Origin of the sequence: Halocynthiibacter sp. (assembly GCF_049608145.1) — a bacterium.
Lineage (GTDB): Bacteria > Pseudomonadota > Alphaproteobacteria > Rhodobacterales > Rhodobacteraceae > Halocynthiibacter.
The window spans coordinates 59,125-70,947 of sequence record NZ_JBMYXF010000011.1 but is presented as its reverse complement, the minus strand read 5'-3'; the positions used below and the strand labels follow the sequence as shown (position 1 = coordinate 70,947).

Below are 11,823 nucleotides of genomic sequence, written 5' to 3'. Positions count from 1 at the left end.
CAACCTGCCCGATCAACGCAGCGCTTTCACGACCCTCAATCATCCAGTTGCCATACCCCTGCGTTTTCCAAGATGTCAGGTTCTTTTCCCAAGCGTCGCGACACCGCGCACGCGATCTGGGGACTGCGCCTATATAGCGAACAACCTCTGGATCCGCCCAAATCGCAGCATAGGCCTCAAAATCATTCTCCTGCGGCAATCGCAGGATCAGGCGTTCCGTCCATACCGTTGTTTTGTCCTGCTTCATATTCATGGCCTGATATGCCGATAAACAATATCTTCCGGATCAGGCTTTGCGGCACTCTCATCGACAACCGCATTTAAACGCTGCGCCACCCGGGCCGAAGCCAGATTGCCCTCATCCACATAACTGACAAGCGTTTCGATATCTAAGTTTGCAAAAGCCCAGTCACGCAAAGCGGCCGCCGCTTCACTGGCATACCCATGCCCTTCATATCCAGAATACAGGAACCATCCCAATTCTCGTTCCGGAAACAACGGCCCGGCGTTCAGGCACACTTGCCCCACGGTTGTCCCATCTGCCCGATCCACCATCAAAGCCCCATGTCCAAGCAAATGCCACTGGGCGATATCATGGCAGAACCAGCTCCAGGCGCCTTTTTCATCATAAGGCCCGCCCATATAACGCGCGTGATCTGACATCATCATTGCGCGATACTCCGGCCAGTCAGTCATGTCCATCACACGCAATCGCAACCGGTCGGTCGCCAGGTCGGGGATCATTACGCTATCCATCTATGACACCTCATCCAGTTCGTAGGATAGGCCCGGAACACATGCCACTGCCAGCCCGACAGTATCAATGCCATGGCTTTCCTCAACAGGCCAGCCGTTCACCAACACGTGCTATGCGTGAAATATCGCAGCCTGCCCCATAAAAACAAAAACGGCGCCACATCGGGCGCCGTTTCCGTAATCTTAAAAGCGATTAAAGCTTAAGAAGCTTCAGTGATGAATTTCACTGCGTCGCCGAAAGTCTGGATGGTTTCTGCAGCGTCATCCGGGATCTCGATGCCGAACTCTTCTTCGAAAGCCATAACCAGCTCAACGGTGTCCAGGCTGTCTGCGCCCAGGTCGTCGATGAAAGAAGCGTTTTCAGCTACTTTTTCTGCTTCAACACCAAGGTGCTCAACAACGATCTTTTTTACACGATCTGCAACGTCGCTCATGTTTCTTCCTCACTTATTTCGGGGATAATCCCCGTTTCTCTCTGTTTGGCCCGGATCACCAGATGGGACCGGCTGAAAGTGCCGTAAGGGCACCCGTTTGACAGCTTTCCCGACACGGTTCATCCGCGCCCCGGTAAAATGCTGCGTGGCCTATAGCACATCAGATGCATAAGGCAAACGCTTTCGCAAGCCCCGCGTTGCAGGGCGATGCGTTACAACATGGCCATACCGCCGTTCACATGCAAGGTGGAACCGGTGACATAAGCGGCTTCTGGGCTTGCAAGATAAAGCACTGCAGCCGCAATTTCTTCCGGATTGCCCATACGCGCCGCCGGAATTTGCACGTTGATTTTTTCTTTCTGATCGTCGGTCAGTTTATCCGTCATCGCCGTTGCGATGAAGCCAGGCGCCACAGCATTTGCGGTGATTCCCCGGCTGGCGACTTCATAAGCGATCGATTTGGTCATGCCGACCATGCCAGCTTTTGATGCGGCATAATTCACCTGACCCGGGTTACCGGTGGCGCCCACGATGGAACTGATGTTCACAATCCGGCCCCAACGCGCCTTCATCATCGGGCGCATCACACCACGGCACAGACGCATGGTGGATGTCAGGTTCACATCCAAAACAGACTGCCATTCCTCATCTGACATGCGCATGAACAGCTGGTCCCGTGTGATGCCGGCATTGTTCACCAGGATATCAACAGATCCCATTGCCGCCGCTGCAGCCTTTGGCAGCGCATCCACAGCCTCAGCATCAGACAGGTTACATGGCAATACATGTGCCCGTTCCCCCAACTCCGCCGCAAGCGCCTCAAGCGGCTCAACCCGTGTGCCGGACAGGCCCACAGTTGCGCCGGCCCCATGCAAAGCTTTGGCGATAGAGCCACCAATCCCACCAGATGCCCCGGTGATCAGTGCACATTTTCCTGTCAGATCAAACATTTATTCTCTCCTGCTGACGGCAACACCGTCTTTCATCTTGCTTAAAATACTCCGGGGGTCCGGGGGCAGCGCCCCCGGCCTCGCCAAAGCTCACTCCGCAGCTGTTGCCGCTTTTACATCCTCGGGCGTGCCAATGGCTTTACAGGCGATAGAACGCTCGATCCGGCGGATCATACCGGACAGGGCTTTGCCCGCACCAATTTCCCAGATCTCTGTCACACCTTCACCCGCCATAAACGCAACGCTTTCACGCCAGCGCACAGAACCAGTCACCTGTTCCACCAGCAGATTGCGGATGGTTGCGGCATCAGAAATCGCATTTGCCCGAACATTCGCCACCAACGGCACAGCCGGACGGTTGATCTCAACATGTGACAAAGCTTCCGCCATGACTTCGGCCGCTGGCTGCATCAATTCACAGTGGAACGGCGCAGACACCGGCAACAGAACCGCTCGTTTTGCGCCTTTGGCTTTGGCGATTTCAATCGCACGTTCCACGGCTTCCTTATGACCAGACACCACAACCTGGCCCGGATCATTGTCATTTGCAGCCTGACAGACCTGATCATGTGACGCCTCAGCGGCCACCTCTGCAGCGGTTTCAAAGTTCAACCCCAGCAGAGCCGCCATCGCACCAACGCCCACAGGCACGGCCTTTTGCATCGCTTCACCGCGTGTACGCAACAGGCGCGCCGTATCCGCCACGGAAATCGCACCGGATGCCGCCAGTGCGGAATATTCACCCAGAGAATGCCCCGCCACAAAAGACGCATCTGTGATTGCAATGCCTTCGGCTTCCAATGCGCGCATCGCCGCCAACGAGGTCGCCATCAGCGCAGGCTGCGCATTTTGCGTCAGCGTCAGCGTTTCCGCATCGCCTTCCCAGATCAGATCCGACAGTTTTTCGCCCAGCGCGTCATCCACCTCGTCAAAAATGGCTTTCGCGGCCGGATAAGCCTCTGCCAGAGCTTTACCCATCCCAATGGTCTGAGCACCCTGCCCTGGAAATACAAATGCACGCATATTACGCCCCTCGTTTTGTTACCTTAACGTCGGGATACCCTGCCCTGCGCCCTGTCGCAATGGTTTAGAGGAAATTGCCGCATCTAGGATGCATTGTCTTTATCTCGAACCATTCACCAGACAGATCAGAACCCCTACCGCATCCCATTAAAAAATGTGCTCCAGCCACTACGTTTCTGATGCAGGTATAGGACCGCCCTATTCGGAAGCACCCCCGACACTTTCCGCAATTATGCACAATCTTCGCGCGCAGGCGCAAATAGCCAGCCTTGCCGGTTGGCTCTATTCGGTTCATGTTAAACTACCTTGTCAGGAGTACCCTCATGTCCACAAAAAACACCACTACAGGCTTTGGGTCTGTTGCCAGGTTCTTCCACTGGAGCGTCGCATTTTGTATCATCACGCTGATCCCACTGGGCATCATCGCGGATGGCATGGCGTTTGATACGCCCGAACTTTTGACACGAAAAGCCTTTCTGTTTCAAATACACAAAACCCTAGGCGTTTTGGCATTCTTCCTGGCCCTTGCCCGTATTCTATGGGCGCTGACCCAGCCAAAACCAGCCCCATTGCATCCTGATCGCAAACTCGAAACCTTTGTCGCCGAAATGATTCACTGGCTTTTGTACGGCTCACTGGTGCTGGTGCCGCTGACGGGCTGGATCCATCATGCGGCCACAACGGGTTTCGCCCCAATATTCTGGCCGTTCGGACAAAACCTGCCCTTTGTCGAAAAATCCGAAGACACTGCAGTTCTATTCTCTGCTTTGCACAAAACATTTGAACGGGTTCTGGCCTTTTCTATTTTGCTGCATATCGCAGGCGCACTGAAACATCACTTTGTTGACAAAGATATCGTCCTGAAACGTATGTTGGGGCGGGCCGAGGGGGGCAGCGCAATCATACAACACAGTAAGTCCCCTCTTTATGCTGCTCTTTTAGTCTGGGCCGTTGCTCTGCCTGTTGGCGGTGCTGTATTTTATTTGCCAGCACTGAACGCTCACAGCGTTGAACTTGAAGCACCTGAATTGGCCGAAACCAGTGGGAATTGGACAGTGCGTGAAGGCAGCCTTGAAATCTCAGTGACGCAGTTTGGATCAGCGGTCACCGGTCGTTTTGCAGATTGGAATGCAAGCATTAACTTTACCGATGATCGCACTCTGCCTGTTGCCGGGAATGTCGATGTTGAAATCGCAATTTCTTCCCTGACACTTGGATCTGTTACAGATCAGGCCATGGACGCGGATTTTTTCAACGCATCCCAGTTTCCGACAGCGCGGTTTATAGGGGATATTATACACTCCGATGACGGCTATATCGCAGATGGCGCATTCACCCTCAAAGGCGTCACACAACCGCTGCGTTTTGACTTTGACCTTGTCCTTTCAGATGGAGAAGCTGAAATGACCGCCAGTTTTGACCTGATGCGTCTGGACTACCAAATTGGACCGGACATGCCCGATGAAAGCTCTCTGGCATTTCCTGTGCATGTCAAAATCAACCTCATAGCAGAACCTGGATAACCCCCAGATCTAAAGTCCATACAATCATCCCAAGGATCATCAGGCCGCTGTCTCAGTTGCGTCTGATGATCTATCCTCGACCCCGCGCACCGAAGTAAAACTGCCTTCCGCTGCCAAATCGGTTTCATCCTGAATCAGCGAAAATCGGGATACAGCCCCTGACAACACTTCGCATTCCTGCATCAGGCTTTGTGTGGTTGCATTGGTTTCTTCAAACATTGCGGCGTTTTTCTGTGTTACACCATCTAGATTATTTATCGCAGTGTTAATCTCCGCAAGCCCTGTCGCCTGTTCAACGCTTGAGGCTGACATCTCCGTGACATGTGTTGCGACCTCCTGCACCGATGTGACAATTTCTTTCAGTGATTTCTGCACCTCTTCAACCATTTCCACCCCATCACGCACCTGCGTTCCGCTGTTAGAAATCAGTGCGCCAATCTCAGCGGCGGCAGCTGATGATCTCTGGGCCAATGCGCGCACCTCGCTTGCGACAACCGCAAACCCCCGCCCCGCAGGTCCTGCACGGGCCGCTTCAACCCCCGCATTCAGGGCCAGCAAATTTGTCTGGAAAGAGATGTCATCAATGACTGTGATAATTTTCTGAATTTCGGAAGAGGACGTGTTTATTTTATCCATTGCTTCGACCGTGCGCTGAACCGTCTGGCCACTGATTTTTGCATTTTCCTGTGCAGTATCCACAATTTTACTGACATTTCCGGCCCCATCTGCGGTTGAGCGCACAGATGCTGTAACCTGGTCCAGCGCCGCTGCGGTTTCTTCAAGGGTTGCGGCCTGCATTTCCGTGCGACGGGCAAGATCATCTGATGCTGCAGCGATTTGATTGACATCGGCGCGAATGCGAACGGATCCATCCTGAATCTGCGATATGGCCAGAGACAGGCTTTCGGCAGCGGCGTTAAAGTCTTTTCTCAGCTGGTCGTATTCCCCCGCAAGTTCCGTATCAATCAGATCTGACAGGTTGCCTTCAGACAATGCACTTAACCCCCGAGCCAGGGCACGAACCACTTCGGCCTGCTCTTCCAGATTGCGCTTACTTTCGGCCTGGGCCAGCATCTCTTGCTGCCGCAATTTGTCATCTTCTAGGCGTTTGGCTTCCGCTTCTTCCTGTTCGCGACGTTTTTCTTCTGCTTCGGCAGCAAGGCGTCTGTTTTTTTGCTGTTCTCGTATTTTTGCATCGCGTTCAGCGTTTTTCTGTTCTTCCTGCGCACGCTTTTCAAGTGTCCTGCGGCGCATCGTTTCCACAGCCGTTAGAACGTCACCGATTTCATCGTTACGCGACGAACCAATTCCCGCACCGGAACTTGTTTTAGCTTTTGCGTCCGAATTCAGAATTTCACCAGGTATCAGCCGAATTGGGTTAATGATATTACGCCGCGCAAATAAGGTCGCAGAAGCCAGTATTACCAAAGTTAACGCCGCCAACCCAGCAAAAGAATAAGTCAGCACTTTCCGCTGAAGGGCAGCAGCATCTACTGCCGTCTGATGTTCAGCATCTGCAACCAATGTCGCAATCATATTGGTCACTTCGGTAAAATGATGACTTGTGGCGTTGACAAGCTTCTGAATAGACCCCAGCCGCGCACGTTCTTCAAAATTGTAGTTGTTGCGGGCGGCCTCGAAATCACCGTCCCGGATCAATCGCAGGGTCCGACTGTTGGCTGTTGTATAAAGGGCATTCAATCGTCCCAGCGTCGCGCCGGACCGTATCAGATAATGCAGGCCACGATCCAGTTCGGTTGAATGTAATCCTTCCTGTTCAACGATTGCACTAAATCGGATAATACTGGTGAAATATGCATTGATCGCATCTCGCACTTCATTTCTACGCCCGATTTCGCTCTGTGGATCATAGCTATGGCGCTGGATATTTGCCCGGCGGGTTTCATCCAGACCGGAAACAGAGCTGTTAATTTTGAGTAATCCGTCAGTCATATTGCCGCTGGCTATGGTCAGTCTGCGGTTGTATTCCAACGTTTCATCCATATGGGAAAACGTGTTTTCCAACCTTTGAGACGATGAAAGAATTGTATAAGCGTTCACAAGACTCAGGAAAACCACCGGGATCAGAACCAAGCTCAGAATTTTACCACCAAGTCGCATCGAGAAACGGCTAGATTTCCCTTCCAGGACGGAGGCCTTCGTGCCCGTTTCATTCAGTTTTTCAACAGATACATCAGACATTTGGATACTCTCCTGATCAACCGTTGCTGCTGGCAGAGAGTGCCGCAACCAGACCTCTGGCCTGTTCAATCACATGAAAGACATCAGAAGGGGTTTTCCCCCCCTCAAGAGGCACATCCACTGTGACAGTCGTGACACCGGTTGCGTATTTAACAGCCCCAACATCAGCCAGCCCGCGACCAAGAAGAAAAATCACATCAGATGGTGTGATATCACTGCTTTTCTGCTGCGGAGGTTCGATCCCCCCGGTGACGCTGAAGCGCTGATCGGCCGTTGAAAGCGCTTGTAAATCGGCAAGCAATGCATATGCATTATTGTAGGCATCTGCTGGGCTTTTGCCCAGGACAGGTTCAATCGCATTCAGATCTACAGAGACATCCATGTGTTCGGTTACTGTTTCAAGATCACGCACCAATGTCGCCGCAACCTGATAGACATCATTTGGTACAATTCCAGGAACGCCCAGTGCATCGATTTCACGATCTATCATCGCCAGATGTGCAAGAACATCAGTCGGTGTTTTCCCCTGTGGAAGCGTTGTTTCCGCCACATCTTGTGTGATGGAATAGGCCGGTCGCAGTTCCCGGATATCGGCCAAAATGCTATCAACAATGCCCTTCACATCCGCAGGCTGTACATCGCGCACCGGCAGCGGATCAATCGACCGCGTTGGCAGCCCATTCATAAATCGAAGCAACTGCACCTTGGCCCAGATAATGCGCGCGCGCTGAAAGACATGTCGAGGCAAGGCCTGGATACGGGGCAATTGCTGTGTCGGGGCCTCTGAAAAATTGGCTTCGTTCAGCAAAAGAAGCTCCTGATGGATCATGTCCGCAGATTGAAACACATGATTTGGTGTTTCTTCCTGGGCTTGCAGGGGCGCTGCTGCCAGTAAAGCCATAAAAACAGGGGCAAGGCGGTGCAATTTCATATCTGACTCCGGCACGGAAAATATTTACCGGGGAAGTCTGGCGTGATTCGTGTGATTTTTCGGTTAAAACGCCACCGATCGATAAATTACATTCGAAATCAATAAATTAAAGGGTGGCAAAACCTGAAACCCAGTTCAGAACACAAAAGCCCCGCCAGACAGGCAGGGCTTTCTTCAGCATAGTCAGGCCTGATTATTCAGCCTGCCCCGCTTCGATAGAGATCTGGATCGCGACTTCGTCTGATACATGCGGAGCAAAGTTGCCAACGCCAAAGTCAGACCGCAACACAGTGGCGGTTGCGTCGAAGCCCAGCCATGGTTTCTGCGCCATCGGATTGGTTGCGGCCTGGTTCAGGACCGCATCCAGAACCACAGATTTGGTCACGCCATTCAGGGTCAGATCACCGGTGATGTTTGCGGTGGTTTCGCCTGTCAGCTCAATCCCAGTGGATGTGAAAGAGACAATTTCGTCACCCTGCGCATTAAAGAAATCTTCCGCCATGAAATGCGCAAAACGTGCTTCCCAACCCGTGAACATTGAGGCAAGCGGCATGGACACAGACACGGAAGACGCGCTTGGGTCGGCCTCATCAAACATAATTTCACCTTCAAAACCCGAGAACATGCCCCAAGTCGTAGAGAAACCAAGGTGGTTATATGAGAAGAGGATCTGGCTGTGCGACGCATCCAGATCGTATTTTACGGCTTCTGCCGATGCGGCGGTGGCTGCGGTCAGCATAGTCGCCGCGAGAAGAAGAGATTTCATAACTGTGATCCTTTATAAGTTCGGAGTAAACTTGATATGATCATGCCACGAGATCAATTCGGTGGCAGTAAACAGTTTGTGTTCACAGATGCGCAGAGCGGGGTTTTGCCTGGCACCATTTATAAACACGAAAAATTCATGGTTATCCCAATATCAAAGCCCTGGGACACAGCCGAAAGCTATATCTGCTAATCCGCCTCAACAGGGGCCGCGGTTTTCAGGCTTTTTTGAAAAAGGTTTTCCACCGTAAAGGCGGCGGATCCCCTCCGATAAACAGCAGAATGCACCTGTCGATCGCATGGTTGGAACAAATATGAAAATGGATCCCTAATTGTGAAGAAAGCCATCCAGAAAACGGCCTTTGCAAGGCCACTGGCCTATGACCGATAAAACAACTATCGAGCTTCTCAAGTGTCTGTAATTTTTGAATTTTCAGCGAACTTCACATCATAATGTGAAATGGTGCGGTCGAGATGCACCTTTTTATACTATTTATCAGATTACTAAAACATAAGTTCGTAAAAATATCGTAACACATGTATTGCAAATCCATAATCTAAGGCACAACAAAAGCCGCGCTAAAAGCCCAAAGCAGACATGATCGATCTGCACGTCGGGCAGAAACCGGATTTTCTCCGCAGGCGCGAACCGATCAAAACCTCAAAGTCGAAAGCCGACATTCACATACGCATTAAAGCAAGAAATTCATTGCATTGCTGCAAGGGGGCTCTGAGCCCCTCTTGCGTCACACTGCTTTTGGAACGAATGTCCGGTTTTCGAACAGTCGTCAAAACCTTGTTAAAGAGAAACGGAGGGCTGCAAAAGTTTTGTAGGGCAAGAGCACTCAGTGATTTTAGACGAAGTGAACCCGGTGTCAAAGGTGCCGATTATGTCACAACACAACTGATCTGTTTTTTTTTACACTGGACGAAAGTTGGCTCGCGGTGGAGCCAACTTTTAGACCTATCCAAACTATACTCTTTTTGCTTTAGGGCGGGCATAGGGAGCACTAAACTAAATAGAACAATCGGGTTGGTGCATTGACGTTAAAAAAGCCAGTGGCAGCAAGATAGTATTCTATGCCATGACCAGGTCGGTGGTCGCGTCGGCCGAATATCTGAGCCTTGACCCAACTCCCTTGGGCGTCAATAACCCGAATTTGCTTACTTCCATCTATGTTAAAAAGTTTCAATCTCTTTTTTGGGTCAATCAGTTCTCGAGGAAAGGATTCTCTATCAATTGACGGCACTCCTCCATCCTTCTCAAAAGGCATATCCATCGAGATAGAATTGTTTCCGCCAAATAGAACTTCATCCTTTCGCATCACCGGTTGATGCGAAAAGCTCATCAAAGACGCCGATTGCCCTAGATCTATGCTGCCCCTTGTCAAAAAACCTGGGTAGCCGGGTAGAAAGTTTGCGTAACTAGATTCGTCGTCACCGGCAAAAATCAGACCGACAGCTTCATGCCGCTCCTCGTCAACAACAATTGAGCCACTATCGCCTCGATCGGACATTTTTGAGAACATTAGTTGATTTGAGAAGGGGATTACCCGGCCATTTCCGTATTTCACTCGGATATTTGCAACACCCAGTAATTTTCCATGACCGCAAACTGGGGAGCGAGCACCGACGGTATAATGCGCCTTGCCGAACTCAACACTCCAGGCTAGTCGCCGCGGAAATCGAAGACGTGAACCATTTGAGCATTCCCGAAATCTAGCTTCAATATCATCAGGGTCGTCGAACTCTGCGAATGCAATGTCATACTCGTTGTTTCCAAACTCGTTTACCGGTTCGAAATCATACAGAGATGCGATCGTTTTTCCGTCAATCTGTATTCTATCTCCGATTTTCGATCTGTTCCCATTCTTGCAGAAAACATGCCAATTTGATATTGCGACGTACACCCCATTTATCACTATAGGGGCTCCGTACGTCCCATAATATGGAGCTCCCTCAGGCCGTGCAGCAGTTCCCGCTTTAACCTGAGCAACGATTTCTCTGCCGGCCATCATTCGGATAGAGTAACTTCGACCTTCATGTTCGAAAACCGATCCAGAACGCAACGAACTTGGTATCGAATCCTTGTTGCCAGCGAGCTTAACAACGATCTCTGGACTTGTGGTGTCCAAACCCACATGCAGCTCAACCGCGACCCATTCCAAATCCATGAGTTCTGTTGAGAACTCCTCCTGGAACTGAGCAAGACTGTCTGAAAATTGATTAAAATCTACCATGGGGGTATCTCCAAAATTGACCGTATGCATTTGTTTGAATCACTTCTAGTGTAGCGCATCCTGCTTGAAAGTCGATATTTGGAAGCACCGCATTTTGGTCCGATTTTGAGTATTCTAGACACCCAAAAGCAGCCATTGGCGCAACTCCAGAGAAACATCACTCCGTCTACTCAACAGTCACTCTGCCTTTGGAAATACTGCTTAGACACGGTGCATTGGTATCACGCTCACTTATCGAAGTTTAAAGGCAATCCAATTTGTACGCTGTCAGTTAGAACCGGCCCAGAGTCGAACCTGGTGCAAAGCACGTCTAACGGCAGCACCCAGCCCGAAGCAGTCGTTGCCTTTCGCTGCGCCAAGTGGATTGCAGATGTTTTCTGCGATTGCGAAGGTGCGCCGTCAAAATGATGAATGCGGACATTCACAGGCCAATCCTGCTCGGCAGCCGTGCTGCGCATCACCCCGAAGTCAGGAATGGGCAGAAAGTGACATTTGCACAGTCAGAGGCTGCGCCAAAGCGGCCATCGGTGCAAAGTGCAGCTAACGGCAAGTTCGAGCCCAGACTCCCGTTTTTTCTGTAGCGCAGTGAATGTCGGCTACGCGGAAATTCGAACTTCAACCAAGGTAATCGATGATTGGACAGTCAGGCATGTGGTCACCACGACAGGATGTCACCAGATGCGCCAACTCATCATGCAGAGACTGAAGCTCCCGCTGCTTCTCTTCGATCTCCTCCAGTCGCTTGGACGCGATACGTTTCACTTCCGAGCTAGTGCGGTCCTGATCTTGATACAGGCTCAGAAGTTCGCGGCATCCTTCGATGCTAAACCCGAACGCACGTGATCGTCTGACGAACACCAGTTTGCGAACGGCCACATCGTTATAGGTGCGGTATCCCGCCTCTGATCGCGACGGTGCTTCGACCAACTTGATGTCGGCGTAGTAGCGCACGGTTTTGACGGGAAGGCCCGCCGCCTTTGATGCCGCAGAGATATTCAT

The 11,823-nt window shown here is 51.3% G+C and carries 11 protein-coding genes; 1 reads left to right on the top strand and 10 read right to left on the bottom strand.

The genetic code is table 11. The annotated features are described in order from the left end of the window. The 5 genes from ACPGUT_RS05810 to fabD form a co-directional block, all read right to left on the bottom strand. On the bottom strand, positions 1–247 hold a 247-nt coding region (locus ACPGUT_RS05810; protein WP_423989378.1), incomplete at its 3' end, for a GNAT family N-acetyltransferase. A gap of 2 nt (positions 248–249) precedes the next feature. Beyond that, the gene (locus tag ACPGUT_RS05805; protein ID WP_423989377.1) at positions 250–756 is read right to left on the bottom strand and encodes a GNAT family N-acetyltransferase; all 507 of its coding nucleotides are present in this window, start codon (positions 754–756) and stop codon (positions 250–252) included. Between the two features lie 200 nt (positions 757–956). Next, complete coding sequence (locus ACPGUT_RS05800) at positions 957–1,190, bottom strand: acyl carrier protein (protein ID WP_423989376.1); 234 nt, start codon at positions 1,188–1,190, stop codon at positions 957–959. A gap of 212 nt (positions 1,191–1,402) precedes the next feature. Then, positions 1,403–2,140 (bottom strand): 3-oxoacyl-[acyl-carrier-protein] reductase, encoded by a 738-nt coding sequence (gene fabG / locus ACPGUT_RS05795; protein WP_423989375.1) that lies wholly within the window; start codon positions 2,138–2,140, stop codon positions 1,403–1,405. A gap of 90 nt (positions 2,141–2,230) precedes the next feature. Next, a complete protein-coding gene (gene fabD / locus ACPGUT_RS05790) occupies positions 2,231–3,163 on the bottom strand; it encodes an ACP S-malonyltransferase (protein WP_423989374.1) in 933 nt (310 codons plus the stop codon). 323 nt (positions 3,164–3,486) lie between these two features. On the opposite strand from fabD, the gene ACPGUT_RS05785 reads away from it, so the two are divergent. Continuing rightward, positions 3,487–4,686 (top strand): cytochrome b/b6 domain-containing protein, encoded by a 1,200-nt coding sequence (locus ACPGUT_RS05785; protein WP_423989373.1) that lies wholly within the window; start codon positions 3,487–3,489, stop codon positions 4,684–4,686. Positions 4,687–4,725: 39 nt separating this feature from the next. Here ACPGUT_RS05785 and ACPGUT_RS05780 read toward each other — a convergent pair whose 3' ends face one another. From ACPGUT_RS05780 to cueR, 5 genes are all read right to left on the bottom strand, one after another. Continuing rightward, complete coding sequence (locus ACPGUT_RS05780; protein WP_423989372.1) at positions 4,726–6,888, bottom strand: methyl-accepting chemotaxis protein; 2,163 nt, start codon at positions 6,886–6,888, stop codon at positions 4,726–4,728. Between the two features lie 16 nt (positions 6,889–6,904). Then, on the bottom strand, positions 6,905–7,819 hold the full coding sequence (locus tag ACPGUT_RS05775) for a hypothetical protein (RefSeq protein ID WP_423989371.1): 915 nt from the start codon (positions 7,817–7,819) through the stop codon (positions 6,905–6,907). A gap of 193 nt (positions 7,820–8,012) precedes the next feature. After that, the gene (locus ACPGUT_RS05770; protein ID WP_423989370.1) at positions 8,013–8,585 is read right to left on the bottom strand and encodes a YceI family protein; all 573 of its coding nucleotides are present in this window, start codon (positions 8,583–8,585) and stop codon (positions 8,013–8,015) included. A gap of 1,009 nt (positions 8,586–9,594) precedes the next feature. Next, the gene (locus ACPGUT_RS05765) at positions 9,595–10,824 is read right to left on the bottom strand and encodes a hypothetical protein (RefSeq protein ID WP_423989369.1); all 1,230 of its coding nucleotides are present in this window, start codon (positions 10,822–10,824) and stop codon (positions 9,595–9,597) included. Between the two features lie 615 nt (positions 10,825–11,439). After that, complete coding sequence (gene cueR, locus ACPGUT_RS05760) at positions 11,440–11,823, bottom strand: Cu(I)-responsive transcriptional regulator (RefSeq protein ID WP_423989368.1); 384 nt, start codon at positions 11,821–11,823, stop codon at positions 11,440–11,442.